This window comes from Nocardioides zeae (assembly GCF_010686755.1).
GTDB lineage: Bacteria > Actinomycetota > Actinomycetes > Propionibacteriales > Nocardioidaceae > Nocardioides > Nocardioides zeae.
The window spans coordinates 1-25,869 of record NZ_JAAGXA010000003.1 but is presented as its reverse complement, the minus strand read 5'-3'; the positions used below and the strand labels follow the sequence as shown (position 1 = coordinate 25,869).

Here is a 25,869-nt window from a genome sequence, read left to right as displayed (position 1 = left end):
GAGGTCGGTACCCCGTCGGCACCGGATCCATGCGTCACGAAAGGACAGCTCGATCTACTGCAATGGCGACCGTATGAATCTGCAAGATGAGCACAATTGGCGGACCGTTGTAGCCAGTGAATTCTAAGTTCAGGGGATGTCACAGATCCCGGGGGACGGTCCCGAGCACCAGGCCCCCCAGCGCTCGCCCTACGCCCCTCCCACCCCGCAGACCTACGCCGCTGGCACGTTCTTCCCGCCCGGTTCAGTGCCCCCCGCGAAGAAGCCGTGGTTCAAGCGCAAGCTCGTCTGGGGCATCGCCGCCGTTGTCCTGGTGGGAGGCGCAGCGGCGGGAGGCAGCGGCACGGGGAACTCCGGTAAGGACGACGACGAGAAGCCGGTAGCGGCTGAGGCGTCCTCGCCCAGCCCGGACGCGTCGCCCGTCGATGTCGAGACCCCGGCAGCCAGCGAGTCGCCGGCGCAGGCGGCTGCGCCCGAGCCGGCGCCCGAGCCCGAGCCCGAGCCCGAGCCCGAGCTCACCGTCGGGCAGGAGAACGCCGTCCGCTCGGCCGAGAGCTACCTCGACTTCGCCCCGTTCTCGCGATCCGGTCTCATCGACCAGCTCGAGTTCGAGGGGTACGAGACGGCCGAGGCGGAGTACGCCGTGGACAACATCGACGTCGACTGGAACGACGAGGCGGCCGAGGCCGCTGAGGGCTACCTGGACATGATGGGCTTCTCGCGGTCCGGCCTCATCGAGCAGCTCCAGTTCGAGGGATACACCGCCGAGCAGGCGGCCTTCGGTGTCGCCGAGGCCGGACTCTGACCGCACGGCCACCGACGCCGCGGCCCCCGATCCCTGCGAGGGATCGGGGGCCGTCGTGCGCGTCGCGCTCGGGGCTCAACGGTAGTTCGTGAACTGCACCGCGAAGTCGTAGTCCTGCTCCTTCACCAGCGCCTGCACGGCCTGGAGGTCGTCGCGCTTCTTCGACGAGACGCGCAGCTCGTCGCCCTGGATCTGCGCCTTCACGCCCTTGGGGCCCTCGTCGCGGATGAGCTTCGAGATCTTCTTGGCGTCCTCGGTCGAGATGCCCTCCTTGAGGGCGATGCCGATCTTCGACGTCTGGCCCGACGGGCGCGGCTCGGAGGCGTCGAGCACCTTGAGCGAGACGCCCCGCTTGATCAACTTGCCCTGGAAGACGTCGAGCACCGCGGTGGCGCGGTCGTCGGCCGACGCGGTGATCTCGATGGCCTCCTCGCCCTTCCACTCGATGGTGGCGCCGGTGCCCTTGAAGTCGTACCGCGTCGCGATCTCCTTCGCGGTCTGCCCCAGGGCGTTGTCCACCTCCTGGCGGTCGAACTTGCTCACGATGTCGAACGACGAGTCGGCCATGGGTGCTCCTGCAGATCGGGTACGGCGGGTGGTCGCGGCGGTTTCCTCGGTCGCGACCGCGTGCGCTATTGTTTCGTGCTGTTGTCACCCGGCCAAGTCGGGCGTCGACATGGCGGGTTGCCCGAGCGGCCAATGGGAGCGGACTGTAAATCCGTCGGCGTAGCCTTCGAAGGTTCGAATCCTTCACCCGCCACACGCTACAAGAACGGCCCCTGAACTGCGGAAAAGCGGCTCGGGGGCCGTTTTGTTGTTGGTCCGAGTGTGGTCGGTTGGTGACCATTCTCGACGGCTCTAGGCGGGTGACTGTGTCCTATCGTGTCCGAACGTTCCAGTGATCGAGCAGCTCCTTGGTGCCGGTGGGCCCGCAATGATCGGGATGCAAGTGGAGGCACGGCGCGCTGGCCGAACTTGGTCGAGAGGTGCTGGTGGAGATCACTCGGATTGAGTGTGTCCAGATTCATCGGATTCGGCCACAACTGGGTCAGACCGATGCGGCGGTCGAGTGGCGGCGCCGGGTGCGACGCCGCCGATGGGCGCAGGTAGCCGGCATGTGGGCGCGACGTTAAGCCGCAAGCCGACGCTCAAGTGGGGGGCGGAATACTGCATTCGCGGCCTCGTTGTCGGCGGGTTGCGCCACACTACCGACATGGCAGACGCCCATGGTGCGAGAGCGGTCGTCTCCTGGCGTGACGCGGAGAAGAACGCTGCGCACTGGATGCGCATGTGGGGTTTCAAGGACGCACACGTGACGGGCCCGGGCAGCGACGGTGGCGTCGATGTGCGGGCTACCGGTGCGCTCGCCCAGGTGAAGATGGAAGCACAGCCGACTGGCCGGCCCGTCGTTCAAAGGCTGGTTGGAGCACGGGGCCGAGACATCAGCATGCGGCTCTTCTTCTTCACCGCGGCGGGCTACTCGCGCTCCGCGGTCACTTACGCCAACGAGCTGCGGGTCGCCCTGTTCCGCTACGACACGCTCGGCCACGTGGTCGCCGTGAACGGTGCGGCGCAACGGATCTTGGACGCGGCCCGCCTCCCAACGCCGGGTCCCCCACACCACGAACCCGGCATGACGGTCATCGAGGCGTCGGATCCCGAAGACCTCGACGAGTTCTTCTTCCGCGCCTCACTCGCCGACGTCGCCCGAGCGCTGCACCAAATGAACCGCATGGATGGTGGCGAGCACCGGCTCGCGAGCGAGCACGCTGGCGGGTCGGTGCGGATGACGATTGCACCGGGATGGGTGCGCGAATACGCTGGCCTGGTCTCGTTCACCGCCGAGGTGCGCTACGTCGAACGTGGCAGCTGTCCGCTGGTGCGACTGCGATGGTCCTCGTACAGCGCGCAGACCACGGAAGGCCGAAGGAGCCTTGATCGGGTCATCGACGACGCAGCCGTGGGCATAGAACGTGCCCACGACCTCCTGACTCAGTTGCTCGGCGAACCAGACGTCCGGCCAAGACCACGGCATACCCCGCCACGTCCCGATCCGTCGCGGCCCAGCCGGAGACGGTGGTTCGGGGCCTGGTCGCGGCCCTAGCGGTGGCCGGCGCCTCACTCGCCCGCGAACCGACGCCCGGGGGGGCAGCGTCGCGCGCCCGGGATAGGTGTAGCCGGGCTCGGACCGAGCATCTCTGAGACCGGCGGCCGTCGGGATGTGGACTGCGACGATGACGCGTTGACCTCTGTGCGGGGAAGTGCTCGCCGTCAACGCTTGCCGTTTGGATCTCGGATCCACATAAGGGACTGCTGAAGGTTCGGTTGTCACCTGACCTGCGGCGGCATGTGTCGCCGCTGGAAGGATGTCGACCATGCCTGCTCCCCATCCCAAGGAGTTCCGCGACGACGTCGTCGCGGTCGCCCGACGCGGTGACGCACCCGTGGCTCAGATCGCGAGGGACTTCGGGATCAGCGAGTCCTTCCTGCGCAACTGGCTCGCGAAAGCCGACGTCGAGGACGGCGTCCGGCCTGGCGTCACCAGCGCCGAGAACGCCGAGCTGCGTGAGGCTAGGAAGAAGATTCGGCTCCTCGAGCAGGAGAACGAGGTCCTACGCCGCGCAGCTGCCTATCTCTCGCAGGCGAATCTGAAGCTCGGCCAGTCCCCAAAATGACTTTCCCGCTGGTCCGTGACCTTGCCGCCGACAAGACCTTCCCGGTCCCTGTCGCGGTGGCCTGCCGGGTGCTGGGCTTCTCCCGTCAAGCCTTCTACGCCTGGGACCGCAACCCGGTCAGCGACCGCGACCTGGCCGATGCCTACCTGACCAACGCCGCCCTCGACGTGCACGCCGACGACCCCGAGTTCGGCTACCGGTTCGTCGCCGACGAGCTCGCCGCGGCCGGCCACGTGGCGTCCGAGCGGCGGGTGTGGAGGCTGTGCTCGCAGGCCCGGATCTTCTCCGCACACAGCCGCCGGCGGGGCACCGCGAAGCGTCCCGGGCCGCCGGTCCACGACGACCTGGTCCAACGCGACTTCACCGCGGATGCGCCGAACCAGCTGTGGCTCACCGACATCACCGAGCACCACACCGACGAGGGCAAGCTCTACCTCTGCGCGATCAAGGACGTCTTCTCGGCACGGATCGTGGGCTACTCCATCGACTCACGGATGAAGACCCGCATCGCCGTCGCGGCCCTATCGAGCGCGGTCGCCCGCCGTGGTGGACCGGCCGCAGCGGCCGGGTGCACGGTCCACTCAGATAGGGGTAGTCAGTTCCGGTCGAGGAGGTTCGTCGAGGAGTTGAAGCACCAGGGCCTAGCCGGGTCGATGGGCCGCGTCGGTGCGGCCGGGGACAACGCGGCGATGGAGTCGTTCTTCGCGCTGCTGCAGAAGAACGTCCTGAACCGGCAATGCTGGCGCACCCGCGAACAGCTCCGGCTGGCGATCGTGACCTGGATCGAAAGGACCTACCACCGCAGGCGTCGCCAACGAGCACTCGGGAAGCTGACTCCGATCGAGTTTGAGACCATCTACGCGGCCGCTGACGCGGCCTGAAACCACTCACCACGAGTGACAACCAGACCTTCAGCAGTCCCTCTCTTGGCAGAGAACGTGTCGGTGGCGACCGTCGCGCGGATCTCTGGGTTGAATGTAGGCAAGCTACGACGCCTGCGATCTGGCTGGTCCAGCGATTGAGCGGTCGGGATGGGGAGGCCGCCGGAGGAGCCCGGGGAACCGCCGGAGAACTCGGGGGTAGGGCTCCGTCGGCGGCACTGAACCTGATTGGAGGACCATGGCCAAGGATCGACGATCGAGGCTTGCGGCCTGAGGCGTAGTCCCTAGCCCGACGCATCAGTGCGACGCCGTAGTCGAATCGGGCGATGGGCTGACCTATGGCGAGGGGGAAGTCGCCTTCCTCGCTGCGGTCCTCTTGGCAGGCTTGTTCTGCTTCTTCCTCGGCGGCGCCGTGTAGGCGTCCTTCACAAGCATCACTTTCGCCTCGGTCCTCATGGAGGTCAGGGTGCGGGCGGCTCGGCGGAGGCTGATTCGAGAGAAGAGAGGGAGGGCGCCCGAAGCCAGGGCCACATCGTTCTTCGTGACGATCACGTACTCGACCTTGAACCTCTGATCGCTCAGACCGCTCAGGTCGAAGGTGGAGTCCCGGCCCTTGATGAGCGCGTCAAGCTTGTCCCGCGCTTCCGGCACTCCGTACAGAAGGTCGAGTGAGGTGGTGCCCTGGTTGAACAGGTGGCTCAGATCCGACGCGTGGACCCCGAGCTTCACGTGGGTCAGGATTAGTGTCTTGTTCTCGGAGCGTGCGACATCGCAGGGCTCCACCTGCCGCTGGCCTTTCGGGCTGATGTTCGTCGTGTCCAGGAGGACGGACCCGCTCCAGTGCGGGACGAGCTGGTCCTTGTTGTACTCGGACTCGTAGTGCACGGTCCTCGTGGGCAGGTTGCCGTCATTGAAGAGGGGATCAATCTCCGCGGCCAGGGCCTTGAGGTAGTCGGCTTCGACCTTGTACCAAGTGCCTTCGCTGAGGTGGTAGGCCTCGGTGGCCTGGCCGTCGAGGGTGGTCTCGAAGACGAGCGACTTGTAGATCGAGTAGTCGCCCTTCCTGGCGCCGTCGTCCGTGGTCACGCAGAGGCGGTCGTGCTGAAGGCGCTCGGCGGTGAGGACGCTGAGGTCCACGCTGTGGGTGTCCAGGTAGGTGTAGTAGTCATCGAGCGAGGCTTCCGGGTACAGCTGGCTCTTCCCCGCGCCGCTGTAGGAGACCTCGAAGTCTTCCTGGAAGTCCACCAACTCCGGGATGGTGAGCGTCAGGCCGTCGCTCTTGGTCTGGACTGCCGCCTCCAGCTTCTTGTCCAGGCGAGCGAGCTCAGCCGGGTCTCTCACCGGCTGGATGTTGATCGCGTCGGGGAACGCGGTGCGGTAGGTGTCCTTCTGGTAGACCTTGAAGATCTCCTTCAGGAGGTCAGGAAGGTCCCCCCGCAGCTTCTTGCTGCTCACGCGGAGGTTGCTCGCTCCGGTGGCGTGCGAGAACAGCGCCTTGTACTCGGGGCGGATGGCGCCAGTGAGCGAGCGAAGGACCGCGCTGTCACCGTCGAAGTCGAAGTAGTTGATGTCGGAACGCTCGGCCAATTGAGTGCGGCGTCGCCGAGAGGTGGCCGGATCCAGCTCGTCCGTGTTGCGGATCTCTTTCGGGTCTACGGCATTGAGGGTGGTGCGGAGTCCGAAGTCGTACTCGTAGGCTTCGTCGCGCAGGTGGTGGCGCGTGTGGCCGAAGGTCAGGGCGAAGGTTCGATTGCTCGCCGTCACGAAAACGATGGCTCCGGCGAAGCCCTGGGCGACCGGGGTGCTGATCCCGAAGTAGTCGCGCCACCACGGCGAGGCGCCCGGCTTCGAGGCGAGGTAGGTCGGCCAGGTCTTGCCCACGGCGCCGTCGTGGAGCGCCTTCGAGAGGCCGTGATCGGCCTTCAGTGCCTTCGTCGGCGTGTCGTAGTCCTCCTTCAGAAGGAAGATCGAGAAAGACCGCGCCTTCGCCATGTGTCTACCCCCGTATGCGAACCTGCTCTCATCGTTCCACGAGGTGTGCCGTAGGAGGCCGCTATTCAGCGGGTGTCGAGCGCCGATCGCGGTGCCGTGAGAGGCCAGTAGCCGCCGCCAGAGCGAGTGCCCGCACGCACCCGGGCGGATGCCGCCCGAGATGGAGACCGGCTCCTGCGCTAACCGTCCACGCCGGAGTGGTGGTCCGCGTGTCGGATGTCCAGCCGGCCAATGTAGGTGGAGCAACCGAGGACGCCGATACGGGCCGGATCGAGGTGAAGATCTACGCGTTGCGGGCGCGGCACTGCCACAGGAAGCGGTGCTAGCGATTGCGCACGTGCTTAACAAACTCGCCGCGTCGCCGGGCAAGAGCCTCTGTCGCCGACGCAACATCGGCTTGATTCACGGGCCTCTGACCCCGGAAAAGCAGGTGCAGGACGCGACGGAGCCTGCTGGAGTTGGGAGCGCCGAAGGCTTTCAGCACCTCCATGCCCGCCTCGACGACGGCCTCCGCGCGTGCGACCGTTGCATGATCGCTCGAGAGGCGGACGCGAGCAACGGCCCGTTCAAGTTCGATTGTCTCTGCGTGAACTGGCTCGAGAAGGTGTCGGTAGTCGACCGGAGCCATGACGCCGATGAGTCGCGCGAACAGCCCGTCGATCGAAGCGATCGCCGGGGAGATCACCGCGACTTCGTGGGAGCGTAGGACGACGGCGCTTGATCTCACCAACACCTCCTCGATGGCTCTCTGCTCGTCGCGGCGATCGGCGTCCCGGCGTTGGAGCACGGATTGAACAACCATCGCCCCGATAGCCGCAAACGCGCCGATCGCCGCGCCTGTTAGCGAGGCCCAGAGTTCCGACGTCATGCGCGCAACGTAGACATCGCCACTGACAGCGGGGATCCGACGCCAGTACAACTCCCGCGTGTCCCCGATGCCTGACGCAAGCCTCAGCGGCCCGGGCAGCACACCTCACCGATTGGGACCGCGTGTCCTATTCGTGTACTGGTGCACGGCGAGGCGCTTGTTTGCCCAGGTCAGAGGCTTGAGTCCGGAGGACGGTAAATCCGTCGGCGTAGCCTTCGAAGGTTCGAATCCTTCACCCGCCACACGCAACAGAACGGCCTCGGTCCAGCGGACCGGGGCCGTTCTGCGTCGGGCTCCGTGGTGCCGCTCAGCGACACTCCATCTGCGCGTCGAAGAGCGCCTCGCGTGCCGCGGCGACGTCGTCGGGCTCGGGGGCGAACTCCTCCGGGTCCTTGTCCTCCAGGTAGGCCACCCAGGTCTCCTGCTCCGCCTCGAGACCGTCGGGCGCACCGGCGGTCTTGAGGAAGTCGAGGATGCCGTCGACGTCGACGTTCTGGCCGGGCAGCACCGGGTTGTAGGCGACGGCAGCGGACGCGTTGTCCGCCTCGACGGCGTCGCAGAACGCGGTGTTCCCCCCGTTCCCCTTGCCCTGCTGGTCCGTCGTGGTGCCAGATCCGTCCTCGTCGTCACCGCCGCAGGCCGTCAGGGTGACGGCGGCGGTGAGCGAGAGCAGGAGCGCGGCGGCGGTGCGGTGCATGGGGTGTCCCCGTTTCGTCGTGGTCGGTGGGTACGCCGCAGGTCCCTGCCCCGCGCGCACCGTGCTCATGCGTCAGGGGCCGACCCGGTTGGACGCGGCGCCCCCGAGACGGGGGTGACTCGGGGGGCCGCGCTCGGTCGGTACCCGGACACGCACCGTCCATGCGCACCGTCCATGCGCACCGTCCGCCCGGCCCCCGCGAGTGGCCCCCCAGGTGGCCCCGGACACAGTTCCGGACTGACGCACTCCGGAAACGCCTGCGAAATAAGGCGCTCTTAGGTTCCTCAGGTCCCTCACAGGCTCGGGCCGTGCAGCGGATCTCCACCACCCCCACGAGAGGTCTGCCTTGTCTTCTTCACGTGCTGTCCTGCGGCCGTCGGGAGGTTCCCCGACGGGCCGCGCCCGAGCCGGCTCCCGCTTCCTCGTCGCCCTGGCCCTCGGCGCCGCGGCGCTCCCGGCCGTCGCGGGGCTCGCCCCCGCGTCCGCCGCACCCGGCGGCGACGACTGGACCGTCGAGCCCGTGGCCGGCGGCTACGAGGTGACGGTCGAGCTCGACGAGCCCCTGCCGATCGTGTCCGACGCCCCCACCATCGTGGTCGACGGCGAGTCGCTCGGCGTGGCCACGGAGTCCGCCGACGGTCGCAGCCTCAACGTCTTCACGACCGACGCGTCGGTGCTGCGGGCACGCACCGCCGAGGCGGGCTGGTCGGCGACGGACCCGGCCGGCGCTCCGTCCGGCACGCCCGAGGCCCTCGACGTACCGGCCGAGGAGGCGGAGGCGCTCGCCGCCCTCGCCGACGACCCGGCCGCGCTCGGCGACCAGGAGTGGGACGAGGCGGTCTACAAGTTCGGCGACCAGGCCATCGACCTCGCCGGCATCGGCGGCATCCGCGGCGAGCTGGAGGGCAAGGTCTACCTGCCCGAGGGCGGCGGCGCCCGACCCACGGTCCTGCTCCTGCACGGCCGGCACAGCTACTGCTACGGCACCGGTGACGCGAACCCCGCGCGGTGGCCCTGCTCAGCCACCCAGCTCTCCATCCCGAGCTACCTCGGGTACGACGGCACGGCCCGCGCGCTCGCGAGCCACGGCTACGCGGTGGTCTCGATCTCCGCCAACGCGATCAACGCCAACGACAACCAGCTGGCGGCCGACCAGGGCGCCCGGGCGCGCGGCCAGCTCGTGCTCGACACCCTCGACATGCTGCAGGACGCCTCGGCGGGCGCCCCGGTCTCCTACCGCGACGCCGCCACCGGCGCCGACGTCTCGCTCGACGAGGCCTTCGAGCTCGGCGAGGCCGCGGTCGCGCAGCGGGCCGAGGGCTTCGTCGACGGCTACGACGGGCTCGACCCGATGACGGCCGCCGACCTGGCCGGCCGCTTCGACCTCACCAACGTCGGCCTCATGGGCCACTCCCGCGGCGGCGAGGGCGTCACGTCCGCCGCCGTCCTCAACGGGGCCCGCGAGACGCCCTTCGGCTTCACCTCCGTGCTGCCCCTCGCTCCGGTGGACTTCGGCCGGATGACGGTGCCCGGCCTGGCCATGAACGTGCTGCTGCCCTACTGCGACGGTGACGTCAGCAACCAGCAGGGCCAGCACATGCTCGACGACAGCCGCTACGCCTTCGGCGACGACGCACTGCGCGCCGGCACCTGGGTGATGGGCGCGAACCACAACTTCTACAACACGGTGTGGACCCCCGGCGTGTACCGCTACAGCGTCAGCGACGACTGGAGCGGCACCAACCCCGCCAGCGCCCGCGCGACGGAGCCGATCTGCGGCACCGCGCCGAGCACCGCCGCGACGTCCATCCGCATGACGGCGCAGGAGCAGTACGACCAGGGCACCTCCTACATGACGGCCTGGTTCCGCCTGACCCTCGGCGGCGAGGAGCAGTTCCTCCCGATGTTCGACGGCTCGGGTGCCGTCCCGGCCGCCCTCGGCGACGAGGACGTCCGCACCCAGGCCACCGCGCCGAGCTCGGCGCGCTCGACGATCGCCTCGTTCGAGCGGACGAGCTCGCTCATCCGCACGACCTCCGGTGCGACGGCGACCGTGTGTGCCTCCCTGGCGGGTCGCACGGTGACGCAGACCCTCCCGGCCTGCGCCACCCTCTCCGCCTCGGCCCAGGTGCCCCACTGGACGCCGGCCTCCAACGGCACGAACGTGCCCGCCAGCCCGATGACGCGCCTCGCGTGGACCGCGCCCGGCGCCGGGGTCCGGGTGACCCTGCCGGCCGCCCAGCGCGACGCCTCGTCGTACGAGCGCCTCTCGCTGAAGCTGGCCGCGGACGAGGCGGTGGTCGGTGCGACCGACCTGACGCTCGGCCTCGTCGACGGCCAGGGCCAGCAGTGGAGCCAGCCGGTGTCCGCGCTCAACCCGCAGGCGCTGCGCCGGCTCCCGGCGTCCGCCACGCCCACGAGCGCCACGACGCTCGGCAAGATCGTGCTCCAGCAGCTCGTCCTGCCGCTCGACGTGGTCGCCGAGGCCGGTCTCGACACCACGGACCTCCGCGAGATCAGCCTCACCGGCGTGGCCGGCGAGGACGGCACCGCTGCCGGCGGCGCCTACCTCTCCGACCTGGCGTTCGAGTCGCCGGCCGTCGGGGACCTGGCCGTCGAGGACCTGCCGACCGTCAGCGTCTTCGCCCCGGCCACGGAGGAGGGGAGCGCGCCCGGCACGACCGACATCGCGGTCTACCTCGACGCGGCCGCCGACGCGCCGGTGGTCGGCTACGTCTCGCTCCTCGGCTCGACGACCTCCCGCGCGGGAGCCGCCATGGAGCGCGTCGTGTTCGCCCCGGGCGAGACCTGCCGGGTCGTGACCGCCTCGGTCAACGGTGACCGGACCCCCAGCACCTCGGCCTCCACGTCGGTCAAGGCGTCGGTCATCAACACCGCGGGCGGTGTCATGGGCGCGGACGCCATCGTCTTCGCCACCATCCGCGAGGACGACGGCGTCGTGCCGGCGCAGAACGGCTCGGTCGCCACCGAGCTGCCGCCCGTGGGCGTCAGCGGCGACCCGTGCGACGAGCTCGCCGACCTGCGCGGCGGCACCCTCCAGGTCGCGGCCGACGCCGTGCCCGGAGCGCCCCTCACGGTGACGGCCCCCGGCTTCCGTGCCGGCGAGTCGGTCACGGTGAGCGGCGCGGGGCTCGCCCCGGTGACCGCGGTCGCCGACGGCGACGGCACCGCCACGGTCGCGCTGGCCGTGCCGGCGGACGTGGCCCGGGGCGCCATCGTCCTGACCGCGACCGGTGCGGGCACCACCCGCACCACGACGGGCACGACCTCCGTCCGTGACGCGACGACGCTGACGTCGCCGGCGACGGCCGCGGGTCGGTACGCCCGGTCCGCCGTCGTTGCGGTGGACGTCGCCACCGGCGAGGGCGCGGCCGCACCCACCGGCGTCGTCGAGGCCCGCTGGGGCACCGCCAACGGCGGCGTCGTGGCCACCGGCGAGATCGTCGACGGGACGGCCACCCTGCGCCTGCCCGCCAGCTGGAAGCCGGGCACCTACCGGGTCGGGCTCCGCTACGCGGGCAGCGACACGACGATGCCCGCCCAGGGCGGCGTGGTCGTGACGGTCTCCAAGGGCACCGTGTCGCTCGGCAACTCGCTGCCGACGCTGCCGACCCCGACGCGGGGCAGCAGCTTCCTCGTCGGCGCGGCGTTCGTCGGTGACGGGGCCGGCCAGGTCGCACGACCCGCGGGCCCGATGGTGGTGCGTCTCTACACCTCCGCCGGTCGCGGTGTCTGGTGGTCGGGCGTGCAGCGCCTGAGCAACGGCACGGTCCGGGTGAACCTCCCGGCCCTGCCGCGGGGTTCCTACCGGGCCGAGATCTCCTACGGCGGCGACGCCCTGTCCCTCGGCGCGACCCAGGTCCGCACCTTCACCGTCCGCTGACGTCCGGCGCCCGGTGACGACCGGCCCCCGTTCCCTGCCAGGCGGCAGGGGACGGGGGCCGGTCCGCGTCGTGCCTCACCCCAGCCCCAGCACCTCGATCAGCTCGGCGAACCTCCGCCGCAGCAGCGTGGCGACGGCCGGACGGCGCCGGTAGAACGCCGCGTGCTCGACCGCGACGTACGCCGCGGGGACCCGTTCGCCCCGCACCCGCCAGTCGGGCTCCGGGTCGCCGTCGAGCCCCCACGCCGCCACGACCGGGGCCTCCACGGGCGCGTGCACCGCGTCGAGCACGGGTCGCCGGAGCCCGGGCGGCGCGGGGTCGAGGCCGAGGGCCTCCCGCAGCCGTGCGGCGACCGGCTCGAGGACGCTGTTCCCCGGGTGGTTGACCGTCCGCATCATGTCCCGCCGCGGGGTCGCGAACAGGTCCGAGACGATCACGGACGAGTGGAGGGCCTCGCGCCGCTCCAGCTCCGCGACCGAGCGCCGACCGACCTCCTCCACGGCGCCCGGCGGGGGCGCGGCCCGCGGTCCCCGGCGGCCCGTCAGCACCCGCAGGTCGTGGTAGGCCGCGACCGGCGGGTCGGGGTCCTCGAGGCCGGGCGGGTGCGCCACGACGTGCCACGGGTGGAGGCCGTGGTAGCGGATCGGGGTCACCAGCGCCGTACGCGCGTCGGCGGGCAGGTGCTCTGCCAGCTGGTCGGTGCCGATCGGCAGGCCGCGGTAGCCGTCCCCGATCGGCTGGCTCACGAAGAGGTCGGTCCGGGCGAGCAGGCGCTGCAACCGCGGCACGTCGTCGGCGGTGAGCTCGTGGGCCGGGGGGATGCGGACGGTGCGCACGTCCGTCCCGCGGAGCAGGAGACGCAGCGACTCCGCCTGGCAGTTGCCCATCACGACGAGCTGGGGGAGCGCCGGGTCGGTGGGCTCGGGGCCGTCGGTGGGCGCGTCGTCCACCCGCACCGCGAGCTCGTGGAACGCGGCGTAGTGCCGCTGCTCGGCCTCGCTGCGGCTCATCGGGTACACCTGGGAGCGTGACGCCCGAGCCGACGCCCGACCCCGACCGCGCGGTGGTCGTCGCCTCCGTGCCCGCCGACCACGCCTACGTCCGTCATCTCGCTCCCCTCGACCGGCCCGGGCCGGTGCGCCTCGACGACCCGCCCGGTGTGGACGAGCACGGTGTGCCGACGGGCCACTGGTGGCCGCCGGTGCTGCTCGACGCGGCCCGCACCGTGCGGGTCACGGCCGACGTCCTGCACGTCCACTTCGGGTTCGAGGGCCGCACCCCGGCCCAGCTCGAGGAGCTGGTGACGTCGCTGCGGCACGCCGGCCGCGCGCTCGTGCTCACGGTCCACGACCTGCACAACCCGCACCTGACCGACCGCACGGCCCACCTCGCGCAGCTCGACGTGCTCGTCCCGGCCGCGGACGGGCTCGTCACCCTCACCCCGGGCGCCGCCGCCGAGGTCGCGCGCCGCTGGGGCCGCACGCCGGTCGTCGTGCCGCACCCCCACGTCGTACCGCTCGAGGAGATGCCCGCCTGGCAGGCCCGCCGGCGCCCTCGGGGTGCCGGGGAGCCCGTCCGCGTGGGCGTCAGCCTCAAGAGCCTGCGCCCCAACGTCGCGGCGGTCCCCGTGCTCGAGGGCCTGCTCGCGGCCGTGCCCGCGGTGCCGGGCACGACGCTGGAGGTCGCCGTCCACCGCGAGGTGCTCGACGCCGACCACCCGCGGCACGACCCGGCCGTGCTCGCGCTCCTCGACCGGGCGGGGGGCGTGCCCGGCGTCGCCGTGCACGTCCACGACTACCTCGACGACACGGCCCTCCACGCGCAGCTCGTCGACCTCGACGTGTCCGTGCTGCCCTACCGCTTCGGCACGCACTCCGGCTGGCTCGAGATGTGCCGCGACCTCGGCACCGACGTGCTCGCCCCCGACCTCGGCCACTACGCCGACCAAGGCCCCGTCGACGTCTACCGCACCGCCGCCGACGGCTCCGTCGACGTCGACTCCCTCGTCGCCGCGCTGCGGACGGTCCGCGACCGGGGTCCGCGTCCACCGGTCACGGTCGAGGAGCGGCGGCGGCAGCGCCAGGACGTCGCAGCCGCGCACGACGAGGTCTACGCGCGGGCGATCCACGGCGCCACGGAGCGGGCCACGGTGCGGACCACGGAGCGCGCTCACCGCCACTGACCCAGGTGCGCGTCGAGCCGGGCACCGTCCGGCAGCCGTCGCAGTCCCGCCACCTCGACGTGCCCCCGACCGACCAGGTCCGGACGGTCCCACCGCGCGGCGCGCCGGTGCAGGCGCAGGTCCCGCACCTCGGCGATGCCGTCGTTCACCACCCACGTCGCCGACGAGCCGTCGACGGCACCCAGCAGGGCCTCGTACGCCGCGGCGTCGCCCACCACGCCCGCGTGGAGCCGGACGTGGAGCCGTGCCGTGGCGAGCAGGTCGGCGGCCTCGGCGCTCGCGAGCACCCGCGGGTCGGGTCCGACCACCCGGTGCTGCGCGTCGTCGAGCACCACGCGTGCGCGGGGCAGCGCCGCCAGCAGGGCGTCGACGGCGACGAGCAGCGCGGCGGGGGAAAGGGCGGCGGGCACGTCGACCACGACGTCCGCCGGTCCGCGGAGCAGCCCCCGCCAGGCCACGCCCGGCACGCCCACGCGGTCGGCGACCCCGGTCGCCTCCGCCGTGCCGGCGTCGGCCGTGCGCGGGGCGGCACCGGCGTCGGGCCCGTCGTGCCAGGCCACCGCGTCGCGCACGTGCGCCACGAGACCCCCGGCGAGCCAGGAGCGGTGCGCCAGCTCCCAGTCCTCCCCGCCGTAGCCGACGAACGTGGCGTCGAAGCCGCCCAGCTCCTCGAACCACCACCGCGAGCAGGCGAGCACCGCCGAGATCACGAACCGGAAGCTCGTCGCGTCGGCGTCGAGCAGGTCACGGCTGCCGGCGTGGGCGTCCGCGAGCCACGCCGGCTCGTCCAGGTGCCGCTCCCGGGGCGGCGGGAGGTGCGCGTCGGCGGGCAGGCCGGCCAGCCGCGCGTGGCGGCGACGGCCCACGGCGACCAGCTCGGGGAGGTGCGCCGGCAGACGGGTGAGCCGCTCGAGGAAGGCCGGTTCCGGGGTGGTGTCCGCGTCGATGAAGACGAGCAGGTCGCCGCCGGCGGCCGCGGCCGCCAGGTTCCGTGCGGCCGCCGCGCGGAAGCCCCGGTCCTCCTGGCGCAGGAGCCGCACGCCGGGCGGCACGACGGGCGGCACGGCCGAGCCGTCGTCCGCGACCAGCACCTCGTCGGGCCGCACCGTCTGGGCGTCCAGCGCCCGCAGCGTCCGCGCCAGCTGCTCGGGCTGCTCGAAGTGGGGCACCACGACGCTGACCGTCCGCCGAGGAGCCGGGGCCGCCACCAGGTCCCACCGGTTGCCCGGGACGGTCGTGCCCCAGGGCGGCCGGCTCACGCGGCCTCCTCCGCGAGCCGGCGCCACCAGCCGCGGTACGCCGCAGCCACCTCCGCCGGCCCCGGTCCGACCGACGTCCCGGCGGACAGCCAGGTCGACGACGGGTCGGCCAGCGCCCCCGCGACGGCACCCGCGAGCCCCGCGTCGGTGAACAGCGACGTCGTCCCGGGGCGCAGCGCCGCCATCTCGCGCGCGTAGACCCCGTCCCGCACGAGCGGCCGGCGTCCGGCGGCGATCCAGGAGTTCTGGCTACCCGAGGCCGACACGTTCCGGTGCGCGACCACCGGCACGGTGACGTCCCGCAGCGCGCCCGCCACCGCGTGCTCGGGCACGCGGCCCGTCACGCGGACGGGTACGCCGAGGGCCTGCCCGCGCCGTACCAGCGCCTCCAGGTCGGCCGCGTGCCCGGCCGCGGCGGCGCCGAGCACGCGCAGCTCGACCGGTCCGGACGCCGTGGCACGGGGGAGCGCCGCGATCGCGGCGAGCGCCTCGGCGTGGCCCTTGCCCGGGTAGACGAAGCCGAAGACGCCCACCGACAGCGGGCCGCCCGCCGCACCGTCCAGCGGCACCCCGGAGAGCGGAACCCCGGAGAGCGGCACCACCGGCAGCGGCACCACGTGCCCCGACGTGCGCGGGTGGCACCAGCGCGCGACGAGCGCCCGCTCGTGGTGGGAGCTGACCACCCAGCCCGTGGCCGCGCCGAGCACGGCGCGGTAGCACTCCACCCGGCGCAGGAACGCGTCCCCGTCCGTGGGTTGCGGCACGTCGTGGAGCGTCACCGTCAGGTCGTGGCCCGCCCCGAGCTCCCGCACCGCGAGGACGGCGGCCTCGGGGGAGCGGCCCAGCACGCGATCGGTCACGTGGAGGTGCACCCGGCTGCCGGGCCGGAGGTCGACGGACCGCCGCGCCACCGGTGCTCCCGTCCAACGGGCCACCTCCAGCGCGAAGCGGGTGACCCCGTGCGCCTCGTCGCCCAGCGCCAGCGTCACCGGCAGGTCACCCACGAGCATCTCCGTCCACCAGCTCCCATCCCTCGTCCGGCCCGCCGTCCCGGCGCCGCACGACGCCCAGCTCCGCCATCTGCTCCAGCCACCCGGCCATCGGCCACCAGCCCCACCGCTCCGCGAAGAGCCGGCCGTTGCGCACGATGTCGGCGGCGTGCTCCACCGGCGGCCGGGACACCGGGTGGTGCTGGTGGTAGGCCCGCGCCGAGCCGTCCCAGCGCAGGTCGAGCCCGGCGCGGGCGCACCGCTGGCCGAAGTCGGTGTCCTCGGCGCCGTAGCCGGCGTACGCCTCGTCGAACCCGCCGGTCGCCGCCCACGCGTCGCGGTGCAGGGCGAAGGACAGCGACCAGAACAGCTCCCAGCGCTCCTCGACGACCCGGTCGCCGGGGGGCGGCGCGGGGCGGGCCGCGTGCGGGGCGTCGAGACGCGGGAGGTCCTCGAGCCGGTAGGGCCGCGCCTCGGCGGGCAGGTAGGTGACCGGGCCCGACCAGACGGTCCCGGGGTGCGCGGCCGCAGCCGCGGCGTACGCCGCGACCGTCCCCGCCCCGACCATGCAGTCCACGTCGAGGAAGACGAGCACGTCCGCGCCCCGCTCGAGCGCCGCGCGGGCGGCCAGGTTGCGCCCCGCCGCCAGCGGGAGGGCGGCGGGGTCCGCGGGCAGGTGCACGACGTCGGGTCCGGTGAGGTCGGGGTCGCCGAGCGCCACGACCACCCGTACGTCGGGGGCCTGCGTCCCCGCCGCCAGGGACCGCTCCTGCGCGGCGAGGTGGTCGGAGCGGCCGTGCACGACGGTGAGCACCGCGGTGCGGGTCATCGTCGGTTCCCGACGGTGCGCACCACGTCGGCGAACCGGGCGGCGGCGTCGCCGTCGCACCAGGCGCTCCAGCGCCGACCGTCGAGGGCGGCGACCTCGTCGAGGAGGCCGGGCCAGTCGTCGTGCGCGAGGGTGGGGAGCACCCGGACGGGCCAGTCGCCCGCGGCCAGGGCCCGGGCGGTGGCGTGCTGCTCGTGGTGGGGGCGCTCGGCGGGAACGACGACCGCCGGGACCCGTGCGGCCGCCACCTCGGCCAGTGCGTTCTGCCCCGCGTGCACGACGACGACCGCGGCGGCGGCGAGCGCGGTCGCCGGGTCGGGATCCCACCCCGCCGCACCGCCGAGCTCGCGCACCGGACGGCCGGCGTCCCGGCGCAGCAGGTCGAGCTGCTCGGGCGTCCACGCGTCGCCGCCCGACCCCCCGAGCACCAGCACGCCCCCGCCGCGGGGGACAGGAGCGGCGCCGGACGCGACGGGGAACCGGGAGAGCCCGCCGACGGTCACGACACGCGCCGCGACCTCCGGGGGCAACCCGGAGACGAGCATCCCGGCGGCAGCGGGCCAGCACGCGACGAGCACGTCCGCGGCGCGGAGGCCGGTCAGGTGGGGCGCGTCGGAGCGGTCGCCGGGCTGCACGACCGCGACGACCGGCACGCCGTGGAGCCGGCAGAGGAGCGCGACCTCCTGCGAGACGTCGCAGACCACGACGTCGGGCCGCGTCGCCGCGATCCACGCGGAGATCGCGTGCATCCGCGCGCGCAGCCCCTCGTGGTGACGCGGCGCCCAATGGAGGGTGCCGTTGGCGGTGACCGCCCGGGGCTCGCCCCCGTCGTCGCGCGGCAGCTCGACCCAGGACGCGACCGACGGGTGCGGCTCGGCCGGGCGGGAGCCGAGCACGGTCACCTCGACGCCGTCGGCCGCCAGCACGCCCGCGACCGCCAGCGCGCGGTGGAGGTGTCCGTGCCCGTGGTGGTGGACGTACCAGCCGACCCGCAGCCCCGCGCTCACGCGGCGTCCGGGAGGGCGGTGACGGCCTCCGCGTACACCCGCTCGTAGGCGTCCACCATCGCCGACAGCGAGAACGCCTCCTCCACGCGGCGCCGCACCTGGCGGCGGTCGAGGCGGGCCGCCGCGTGCATCGCGTCGGCGAGCGCGTCGACGTCGTCGGCGGCGGCGAGCCGTCCCGAGGTGGTGTCGACGATCTCCGCGAGCGCGCCGCGGGCGAAGGCGGCGACGGGGGTGCCGGCGGCCATGGCCTCGACCGCGACGAGCCCGAACGGCTCGTCCCAGGCGGGCGTCACGACCGCCACCGCGGCCCGGCCGAGCACGACGTCGAGGTCGCGGTGGGCGAGGTGGCCGACGTGTCGCACCTGCTCGCCTAGGTACGGCGCGACCTCCCGCGCGACGTACGCCTGGTCCCCGATCGGTCCGACCAGGTCGAGGCCCATCCCGGCCCGGCGGGCGGCGGCGATCGCCAGGTGGGGTGCCTTCTCGGGGACGAGCCGGCCGACCCAGACGGCCCGCGGCCCACCGGGACCGACGCGCCAGCGCGAGGGGTCGATCCCGTTGGGCACGACGACGGAGTCGACGGTCGGCGCCCAGCCGGCGGCCATGGCGGCGCTCACCGCGATGAAGCGGGAGCGGGAGGACGCGAACTGCACCGCCGACTCCAGCCAGGGCAGCGGCGGGGTGTGCAGCGTCGTGACGACGGGTGCCGCGACGAGCGGCGAGAGCGCGATCGGGAGGTGGTGGAGGCTGTTGTTGTGGATGACGTCGACCTCCGCGTCACGCAGGCTCAGCATGAGGTCGAGGTAGGCGTGGTGCTCCTCCATCCAGCGCTCCGGGGGCGCGGCCACGTCGGCCCGCGCCTCGGGGGTCGCGACGAACGGCTGGACGGGCAGGACGGTGGCCCCGAGCGCCGTGTCCGAGCCGGGTGCGGCGAACACGACCACCTCGTGCCCGCGTCGCCGCAGCTCCAGCACCAGCTGGTGGCTGTGGGCCTCGAGCCCGCCGGCGAACGGTTCCGCCAGCGGGAACCGGCTCGATGCGACCACGCAGATCCTCACGTCGCGCCACCACGTCCTCTCGTCGTCTGCCAGGGGGTCCCAGAGGCAGTACCCGCGGGCGTCCCGTCCAGCCGCGTGACCGGCGTCTCGTTGGCGTGGCCCGCCTAGGCTGAGGGCCGTGAGCCCTTCCCCCGCCGCCCGCGAGCTGGCCCCCTCGGGCGTGCTCCCCGTCATCCTCAACCTGGGCAACCCGGTGCTGGTGCAGGGCACCTCCGACGCTCCCACCGGCGTCACCGTCGACATCGCGCACGAGGTGGCGCGCCGTCTCGGGGTCGAGGTCGAGCTGCTGCCCGTCGCCGCGGCCCGCGAGGCCTACGCGGCGCTCGTCGAGGGCCGCGCCGCGCTCGGCTTCCTCGCCGTCGAGCCGGCCCGCGAGGAGGGCGTGCGGTTCACGGTCCCCTACGTGCAGATCGAGGGCGTCCACGCGGTCCGGCCCGACGCGCCGCTCACGAGCAGCGCCGAGGTCGACGTGGCCGGCACGACCATCGGCGTACGCCGTGGCTCGGCCTACGACCTCTACCTCACGCGCACGCTCACCGCCGCCACGATCGTGCGCGGCGACGAGGCCCACGAGGTCTTCGAGGAGCAGGGCCTCGACGTGCTGGCGGGGGTGCGGCAGCCCGTCGAGGCGTACGCCGCGGAGCACGGCCTCCGCGTCCTCGAGCCGGCCTTCCAGCAGATCAGCCAGGCCGTCGCCCTGCCGCGGGCGGTCTCGGACGCGACCGCGGCCGAGGTCGACGCCGTCGTGGCCGAGCTGAAGGCGAGCGGGTTCGTGGCCGAGAGCCTGGAGCGGGCCGGGCAGGTCGCCACGGTGCCCGACGCTCGCGGCTGAGCGCTCAGGCCGTCGCCGGCTCCGGTTCCCGCGCGACCCGTCGGCGCAGCACCGTCCCGGCCACGACGGCGAGCGGGAACATCAGCACGCCGTAGACGGCGGCCGGCACCGCCAGCGTCTCGTTGTCCAGCACGCTGAGGGCGATGGTGATGGCCAGCGTGCTGTTGTGCAGCCCGACCTCGAAGCACGACGAGAGCGACTGGCGTGCGTCGATGCCCGCCGCCCGCGGGATGAGGTAGCCCAGCACGAGGCTGGTCGCGCAGAAGAGCGCCGTGACGACGCCGACCTGCGCCAGGTAGTCGCCCACGTTCTCGTCGGCGAGGAGCGCGCCCACGATGACGGCGATCAGCACGACCGCCGACGCGATGCGCACGGGGCGGTCGGCGCGGTCGGCGAACGCCGGGGCGCGGTGGCGCACCGCCATGCCGACGAGCACCGGCACGAGCACGATCGCGAACACCTGCATCGTCTTGCCGAACTGCAGCCCGAGCGTGTCGGGCCCCCCGGGCTCGAAGTAGCCCAGCGCGAGGTTGACCACCAGGGGGAGCGTCACGATGGCGATGACCGAGTTGACGGCCGTCAGGGTGATGTTGAGGGCGACGTCGCCGCGGAAGAGGTGGGCGAACAGGCTGGCCGTGGTGCCGCCCGGCGAGGCCGCCAGCAGCATCATCCCCACCGCCAGCAACGGCTCGAGGTCGAAGGCGAGCACCAGCCCGAAGCAGATCGCGGGCAGGAGGAGCAGCTGCGCCCCGAGGGAGAGCACCACCGGCTTCGGGTCCCGGCCGATCCGCAGGAAGTCACCGATCGTCAGGGTGAGGCCGAGTCCGAACATGATCACGGCGAGCGCGATCGGCAGGCCGATGGTCAGGAGCGAGTCGTTCATCCGGGGTCCTCCTCGGGTGCGCGGTGCGTGCACTGTGGCACGGGTCACACGCGGCTGTCTCCGCCCGCTTTTAATGTCGTCATGACAATTAGTGCTACGGTGGGCGAGCCGCCCGACGCCCCAGGAGGACCCGATGCACCTGACGTCCGACCAGATCGACCGCGCCGCCGGCGTGCTGCTCGCGAGCGCGGCGGGCGACGCGCTCGGTGCGGGCTACGAGTTCGACTCCGCGCCCCTGCCCCCGCCCGGTGAGGCGCCGCGGATGATCGGCGGCGGGCTCGGTGGCTTCGCGCCCGGCGAGTGGACCGACGACACCGCCCAGGCCGTCGCGATCGCCGAGGTCGCCGCCACGGGGGCGGACCTGCGGGAGGAGGTGGCCCTCGACCGGATCGCCCAGCGCTTCGCCGACTGGTACGCCGCGGGCCCGCCCGACGTCGGCATCCAGACGCGCGCCGTGCTCGAGGCCGCAGGTCGCCGCCCGTCGGCGGCGACGATGCGCGCCGCCGCCGACGCCGTCCACGCGCGCACCGGGCGGTCGGCCGGCAACGGCTCGCTGATGCGCACCGCGCCCGTGGCCCTCGCGCACCTCGACGACCCGGCGGCGCTCGTCACGGCGGCGTACGCGGTCAGTGCGCTCACCCACCACGACCCGCTCGCCGGCGAGGCGGCGGCCGCGTGGTGCCTCCTCGTGCGGCACGCCGTGCTGGAGGGCACCCTCGACGGCGCCCGGGGCGAGCTGCGACACCTCCCGGTCGACGCACGCCACCGCTGGCTGGCGATGCTCGACGACGCGGAGGCGCAGGACCCGCGCGCCTTCACCAGCAACTCGTGGGCCGGCGGAGCCCTGCAGGCCGCCTGGTCGTCCGTGGTGCGCACGCCCGTCCCGGTCGACCGGCCCGCCGACCACCTGCAGCACGCGCTCGCCACCGCGATCGGGATCGGGGGCGACACCGACACCGTGGCCGCGATCGCCGGTGCGCTCCTCGGCGGTCGGTGGGGTGCGGGGGCCGTGCCCGACGGGTGGACCCGCCTCCTGCACGGGTGGCCCGGTGACGGCCCGACGGCGGGCGTCGACGCCCGCCACCTCGTCGACCTCGCGCGCCGTACGGTCCGCCGCGGGGCCCCGGGGCCCGAGGCCCGCTAGGGTCGCGGAGGTGGGACGCACCGAGGACGAGCTGCTGCGCCGCCTCGGCGCGGAGGTCATGCGGCTCGCCGCGCGCCGCACCGCGACGTACGACGGGGCGGTGCTCGACTACTCGGCGTTCCGCATCCTCTGGCGCCTGGTCGAGCAGGGCCCGCTGAGCCTGTCCGCGCTCGCGGAGGAGCTGCAGCTCGAGCGGTCGACGGTGAGCCGGCAGGTCAGCGCCGCGGTCGAGAGGGGCCTGGTCGAGCGGGGCGCCGACGCCGACCTGCGCAACCGGCACGTGCGCCCGACGGAGGCCGGGCTCGCGGCGTACCGGAACGACGTCACGGCCCGTGCCCGGGTGTGGGGTGCCGCCGTGGAGGAGGTCGGGGCCGAGCGCGCCGCCGGTCTCGCGGAGGAGCTCCGGAGGTTCAACGACGCGCTCGACCGCGCCCACGGCGACGCCTGAGGCGCCGGTCAGCCAGCGTGCTCGGGCGCGGGGACGGGCGGCGCGGGCTCGATCGTCGCCGTGTCCGCCCGGGCCGGGATGAACGCGGCCAGCGCGACACCCAGGGCCGCGGCCACGGCTCCGGCCGCGAAGCACCACTGGAAGGCGCTCAGCGTGGGGAGCTCGATGCCGGGCCCGGACGACGTGGTGCTGCTGGTGAGGATCGTGCCCATGACGGCCGCGGCGAGGGTCGTGCCGAACGAGCGCATGAGGGAGTTGAGCCCGACCGCGGCGGCCGCCTCCCGCGGGGGCGCGGCGTCGAGGATGAGGGTGGGCATGGCGGCGTAGCCGATGCCGACGCCCGCCGACGAGATGCACGACGCGATGAGCAGCTGCCACGGGGCGTCCATGAGGAAGAGCGCCGCGACGTAGCCCAGGCCCAGCACGACCGCGCCCGCCATGAGCGTCTTCTTGGCGCCGACGCTCCCCAGCAGTCGGCCCGAGAGGGGGGCGAAGACCATCATCATCAGGCCGGCCGGCGCCATCCACAGGCCGGCGGCCAGGATGCTCTGGCCGAGCCCGTATCCCGTGAAGGCGGGCAGCTGGAGCAGCTGGGGCACGACGATGGACTGCGCCATCATCCCGAAGCCGATCGCGACGGCCGCCACGTTCGTCATGAGCACCGGCAGGCGGGCGCTGGTACGGAGGTCGACGAGGGGGTCGTCCCGGCGCAGCTCGAAGGCACCCCAGGCGACGAGCACGAGCAGGCCCGCGGCGATGGACCCGAGCGTGCGGGCGTCGGTCCAGCCCCACGTGGTCGCCTTCGAGATGCCGACCAGCAGGGCGACGAGGCCGATCGCGAGGCCCACCGCGCCCGGTACGTCGAGGCGACCGCCCCGAGCGTCGTGCACGTGGGGGACCAGGACCCAGGTGAGGACCAGGACCACCACGGAGATCGCGCTCGCGACCCAGAAGAGGGTGTGCCAGTCCCCGGTCTGCACGATCCAGGCCGACAGGGGCAGCCCGATGGCGCCCCCGACGCCGAGCGTGGCGCTCATGGCGGCGGTGGCCGTCGCCGTCAGGTGCGGCGGCGTGATCTCCCGCATGAGGGAGATGCCGACGGGGATGAAGCCCATCGCGACGCCCTGCAGGGCCCGGCCGGCGAGCACCGGGACGAGGGAGTCGGACAGCGCGCAGACCAGGGACCCGACGACGAGCACCGCCGCCGAGGCGACGAGCACGCGTTGCTTGCCGACCAGGTCGGCGATCCGCCCCGAGACCGGCATGGCGACGGCGCCGGCGAGCAGCGTGATGGTGACGACCCACGCGGCGTTCGCGGCGCTGGTGTCGAGGAGCCCGGGCAGCTCGGACTGGATGGGGATGACCAGCGTCTGCGTGAGGGCGGCAGCGAGGCCGCCGAAGCAGAGCACGACGACGGCGGTCAGGGGACCTCGCTCGGTCGCGCGGTGGGGGTCGGACACGTTCACTCCTCGGGGGACGGACAGCGAGTTGCACCCTACACATGATTGCTAGACGCAACTATCCGTGTCCGCGCGACGCTGGTCATGCCCCCCGTCGTGGGCGATGGGGCAGACTTGCCCGTGGCCGAGGGACGGCCACCCGCCCGGCAGCGACCGGGCGCGAGAGAGAGGCAGCCGGTTGTCCACGCACGCGAACGTCCTCGACGACCTGGAGTGGCGCGGTCTCGTCGCCGACTCCACGGATCGTGACGCCCTCCACGAGCACTTGGGCACGGGCAGCGTCCGCTACTACGTGGGCTTCGACCCGACCGCCCCCAGCCTGCACCTGGGCAACCTGGTGCAGATCCTCACCGCACGGCGGCTCCAGGAGGCGGGGCACACGCCGTACCTGCTGGTGGGTGGCGCGACCGGCCTCATCGGCGACCCGCGGGACTCGGGGGAGCGCACGCTCAACAGCGCCGACACCGTGAAGGAGTGGGTGGAGCGGCTCCGGGCACAGCTGGAGCGGTTCCTCGACTTCGACGGGCCGAACGCGGCGACGATGGTGAACAACCACGACTGGACGGCGTCGCTGTCGACGATCGACTTCCTCCGCGACATCGGCAAGCACTTCCCGGTGAACCGGATGCTGGCGCGCGAGACCGTCAAGCGGCGCCTGGAGTCGGGCATCAGCTTCACGGAGTTCAGCTACGTGCTGCTGCAGTCCATGGACTACCTGAACCTCTACCGCGACCACGGCATCACGCTGCAGTTCGGCGGGTCCGACCAGTGGGGCAACCTCACCGGCGGGGTCGACCTGGTGCGCCGCGCCGACGGCGGCCACGTCCACGCCTTCTCGACGCCGCTCATCACGAAGGCCGACGGCACCAAGTACGGCAAGTCGGAGGGCGGCGCCCTCTGGCTCGACCCCGAGATGCTGTCGCCCTACGCCTTCTACCAGTTCTGGCTCAACGTCGAGGACGCCAAGGTCGGTGAGCTCCTGCGGGTCTTCACCTTCCTCGAGCACGACGAGATCGAGGCCCTCGAGGCGGAGAGCGCGGAGAAGCCGTACCTGCGCCTCGGGCAGAAGGCGTTGGCCGCGCACGTGACGACGCTCGTGCACGGAGCCGAGGAGACCGCCCGCATCGAGGCGGCCTCCGCCGCCCTCTTCGGGGGCGGCGACCTCACCGCACTCCCGGGTACGACGCTGGCCGCCGCCCTCCGGGAGGCGGGCGCCGTCACGGCGCCGGCCGGCGAGGACCGGTGGGGGATCGTCGACCTGTTCGTCGCCGCCGGGTTGGCGAAGAGCAAGGGGGAGGCGCGACGCACCGTGGGGGAGGGCGGCGCCTACCTCAACAACGAGCGGGTCACCGACCCCGACCTCGTGCCCGGACCGGAGCACGCCCTCGACGGGGGATGGCTCGTGCTGCGGCGCGGCAAGAAGAACCTGGCCGGCGTGGAGCTGGTCTGACCGACGTACGTCGCCCGCGTGGGCCCGCCAGACGGCGGGCCCACGCTGCATTTGCCGGCCCGACCGAGGGGCCCGGGGAGCGGGTGGCCCACGTCACGTCGCCCCGAGTTGACCGTCCTGTCGTCCGGACGTAATGTTCTTCCTCGTTGCCCCGAACGCGACGGGGAGCAAGGCCGAGAGGCCGGGCTCCCGGCAGGGGTAACCACCAACTACTGAGCAAGCCTCGGAAGAGGCCGGGTTCGCCGCGTGCGAAACCAGCCGATAAAGAGGCTTACCAAGTATGCGGTGAATCGGAGAAAACGCCCGAGTTTGCATCTGGGAAATTCTCCGGTAATGTTCCACCTCGTTAGCCCCGAGGGGCTGAGGGAAACCTCAGCAAAGCGGTGCGCGTGTGATTCTTGAGAACTCAACAGTGTGTCATATAAGTCGACGAATTAGTTTGTTTGTTTTTGCCTCGTCGGCTCTGCTCGGTGGCCAGCTTTGGTTGTTTGGGTGGGGTTGATGT

At 72.7% G+C, this 25,869-nt stretch carries 21 protein-coding genes and 2 tRNA genes; 11 read left to right on the top strand and 12 right to left on the bottom strand.

Annotated features, from left to right (window positions below; all coding sequences use genetic code 11):
- The first annotated feature begins 136 nt into the window (after window positions 1-136).
- The gene (locus G3T38_RS05155; RefSeq protein WP_163771043.1) at window positions 137-805 is read left to right on the top strand and encodes an Ltp family lipoprotein; all 669 of its coding nucleotides are present in this window, start codon (window positions 137-139) and stop codon (window positions 803-805) included.
- Between the two features lie 75 nt (window positions 806-880).
- Here G3T38_RS05155 and G3T38_RS05150 read toward each other — a convergent pair whose 3' ends face one another.
- Complete coding sequence (locus G3T38_RS05150; RefSeq protein ID WP_163771042.1) at window positions 881-1,372, bottom strand: YajQ family cyclic di-GMP-binding protein; 492 nt, start codon at window positions 1,370-1,372, stop codon at window positions 881-883.
- A gap of 111 nt (window positions 1,373-1,483) precedes the next feature.
- Between G3T38_RS05150 and G3T38_RS05145 the strand changes: the two genes are divergently transcribed.
- The 3 genes from G3T38_RS05145 to G3T38_RS05135 all read left to right on the top strand — a co-directional run bounded on the left by G3T38_RS05145 (window position 1,484) and on the right by G3T38_RS05135 (window position 4,361).
- A tRNA-Tyr gene (locus G3T38_RS05145) sits at window positions 1,484-1,565 on the top strand.
- 453 nt (window positions 1,566-2,018) lie between these two features.
- The gene (locus tag G3T38_RS05140) at window positions 2,019-2,909 is read left to right on the top strand and encodes a restriction endonuclease (RefSeq protein WP_163771041.1); all 891 of its coding nucleotides are present in this window, start codon (window positions 2,019-2,021) and stop codon (window positions 2,907-2,909) included.
- Between the two features lie 271 nt (window positions 2,910-3,180).
- Window positions 3,181-4,361 (top strand): IS3 family transposase gene (locus tag G3T38_RS05135; protein WP_420846768.1). Its coding sequence is split into 2 segments (ribosomal slippage): window positions 3,181-3,438 and window positions 3,441-4,361, totalling 1,179 coding nucleotides; the frame shifts between segments, so codons are not numbered across the junction.
- Between the two features lie 336 nt (window positions 4,362-4,697).
- On the opposite strand, the gene G3T38_RS05130 is transcribed toward G3T38_RS05135, so the two are convergent.
- Both G3T38_RS05130 and G3T38_RS05125 read right to left on the bottom strand, forming a co-directional pair.
- On the bottom strand, window positions 4,698-6,353 hold the full coding sequence (locus tag G3T38_RS05130) for a DUF6119 family protein (protein WP_163771040.1): 1,656 nt from the start codon (window positions 6,351-6,353) through the stop codon (window positions 4,698-4,700).
- Window positions 6,354-6,675: 322 nt separating this feature from the next.
- Entirely contained in the window at window positions 6,676-7,221 is a 546-nt protein-coding gene (locus G3T38_RS05125; protein ID WP_163771039.1) for a hypothetical protein, read from the bottom strand.
- Window positions 7,222-7,388: 167 nt separating this feature from the next.
- Between G3T38_RS05125 and G3T38_RS05120 the strand changes: the two genes are divergently transcribed.
- Window positions 7,389-7,463: transfer RNA gene (locus tag G3T38_RS05120), tRNA-Tyr, on the top strand.
- A 65-nt stretch (window positions 7,464-7,528) separates the two neighbouring features.
- Here the strand turns inward: G3T38_RS05120 and G3T38_RS05115 are convergent.
- Entirely contained in the window at window positions 7,529-7,918 is a 390-nt protein-coding gene (locus G3T38_RS05115) for a hypothetical protein (protein ID WP_163771038.1), read from the bottom strand.
- A gap of 346 nt (window positions 7,919-8,264) precedes the next feature.
- Here G3T38_RS05115 and G3T38_RS05110 point away from each other — a divergent pair, with 346 nt between their 5' ends.
- Window positions 8,265-11,822, top strand: coding sequence for an alpha/beta hydrolase family protein (locus G3T38_RS05110; RefSeq protein ID WP_163771037.1), 3,558 nt, complete (start codon window positions 8,265-8,267; stop codon window positions 11,820-11,822).
- 75 nt (window positions 11,823-11,897) lie between these two features.
- On the opposite strand, the gene G3T38_RS05105 is transcribed toward G3T38_RS05110, so the two are convergent.
- Window positions 11,898-12,833, bottom strand: a complete 936-nt coding sequence (locus G3T38_RS05105) for a WcbI family polysaccharide biosynthesis putative acetyltransferase (protein ID WP_163771036.1) — start codon at window positions 12,831-12,833, stop codon at window positions 11,898-11,900.
- A gap of 17 nt (window positions 12,834-12,850) precedes the next feature.
- Here G3T38_RS05105 and G3T38_RS05100 point away from each other — a divergent pair, with 17 nt between their 5' ends.
- Entirely contained in the window at window positions 12,851-14,005 is a 1,155-nt protein-coding gene (locus G3T38_RS05100; protein ID WP_163771035.1) for a glycosyltransferase family 1 protein, read from the top strand.
- Here G3T38_RS05100 and G3T38_RS05095 read toward each other — a convergent pair.
- The 5 genes from G3T38_RS05095 to G3T38_RS05075 are packed head-to-tail and all read right to left on the bottom strand — an operon-like array spanning window position 13,993 to window position 19,135.
- Window positions 13,993-15,264, bottom strand: coding sequence for a glycosyltransferase (locus tag G3T38_RS05095; RefSeq protein WP_163771034.1), 1,272 nt, complete (start codon window positions 15,262-15,264; stop codon window positions 13,993-13,995). The two genes, G3T38_RS05100 and G3T38_RS05095, sit on opposite strands and share 13 nt — an antisense overlap.
- The gene (locus G3T38_RS05090; protein WP_163771033.1) at window positions 15,261-16,268 is read right to left on the bottom strand and encodes a hypothetical protein; all 1,008 of its coding nucleotides are present in this window, start codon (window positions 16,266-16,268) and stop codon (window positions 15,261-15,263) included. Before G3T38_RS05090 ends, G3T38_RS05095 begins: the two co-directional genes overlap by 4 nt.
- The gene (locus G3T38_RS05085) at window positions 16,261-17,082 is read right to left on the bottom strand and encodes a glycosyltransferase family 2 protein (protein WP_163771032.1); all 822 of its coding nucleotides are present in this window, start codon (window positions 17,080-17,082) and stop codon (window positions 16,261-16,263) included. The genes G3T38_RS05090 and G3T38_RS05085 overlap by 8 nt, the downstream gene beginning before the upstream one ends.
- The gene (locus G3T38_RS22505; RefSeq protein WP_163771031.1) at window positions 17,079-18,089 is read right to left on the bottom strand and encodes a glycosyltransferase; all 1,011 of its coding nucleotides are present in this window, start codon (window positions 18,087-18,089) and stop codon (window positions 17,079-17,081) included. The genes G3T38_RS05085 and G3T38_RS22505 overlap by 4 nt, the downstream gene beginning before the upstream one ends.
- Window positions 18,086-19,135, bottom strand: coding sequence for a glycosyltransferase (locus tag G3T38_RS05075; protein WP_206675789.1), 1,050 nt, complete (start codon window positions 19,133-19,135; stop codon window positions 18,086-18,088). Before G3T38_RS05075 ends, G3T38_RS22505 begins: the two co-directional genes overlap by 4 nt.
- 130 nt (window positions 19,136-19,265) lie before the next feature.
- On the opposite strand from G3T38_RS05075, the gene G3T38_RS05070 reads away from it, so the two are divergent.
- A complete protein-coding gene (locus G3T38_RS05070; RefSeq protein WP_163771029.1) occupies window positions 19,266-19,979 on the top strand; it encodes a transporter substrate-binding domain-containing protein in 714 nt (237 codons plus the stop codon).
- 4 nt (window positions 19,980-19,983) lie between these two features.
- On the opposite strand, the gene G3T38_RS05065 is transcribed toward G3T38_RS05070, so the two are convergent.
- Complete coding sequence (locus tag G3T38_RS05065) at window positions 19,984-20,862, bottom strand: bile acid:sodium symporter family protein (RefSeq protein WP_163771028.1); 879 nt, start codon at window positions 20,860-20,862, stop codon at window positions 19,984-19,986.
- Between the two features lie 133 nt (window positions 20,863-20,995).
- Here G3T38_RS05065 and G3T38_RS05060 point away from each other — a divergent pair, with 133 nt between their 5' ends.
- Window positions 20,996-22,006 (top strand): ADP-ribosylglycohydrolase family protein, encoded by a 1,011-nt coding sequence (locus tag G3T38_RS05060; RefSeq protein ID WP_163771027.1) that lies wholly within the window; start codon window positions 20,996-20,998, stop codon window positions 22,004-22,006.
- 10 nt (window positions 22,007-22,016) lie between these two features.
- The gene (locus G3T38_RS05055; protein ID WP_163771026.1) at window positions 22,017-22,454 is read left to right on the top strand and encodes a MarR family transcriptional regulator; all 438 of its coding nucleotides are present in this window, start codon (window positions 22,017-22,019) and stop codon (window positions 22,452-22,454) included.
- 8 nt (window positions 22,455-22,462) lie between these two features.
- Here the strand turns inward: G3T38_RS05055 and G3T38_RS05050 are convergent, their stop codons facing one another.
- The gene (locus G3T38_RS05050) at window positions 22,463-23,914 is read right to left on the bottom strand and encodes an MFS transporter (RefSeq protein ID WP_338037477.1); all 1,452 of its coding nucleotides are present in this window, start codon (window positions 23,912-23,914) and stop codon (window positions 22,463-22,465) included.
- Window positions 23,915-24,092: 178 nt separating this feature from the next.
- On the opposite strand from G3T38_RS05050, the gene tyrS reads away from it, so the two are divergent.
- Window positions 24,093-25,364, top strand: coding sequence for a tyrosine--tRNA ligase (gene tyrS, locus G3T38_RS05045; RefSeq protein ID WP_241728537.1), 1,272 nt, complete (start codon window positions 24,093-24,095; stop codon window positions 25,362-25,364).
- The last annotated feature ends 505 nt before the right edge of the window (window positions 25,365-25,869 follow it).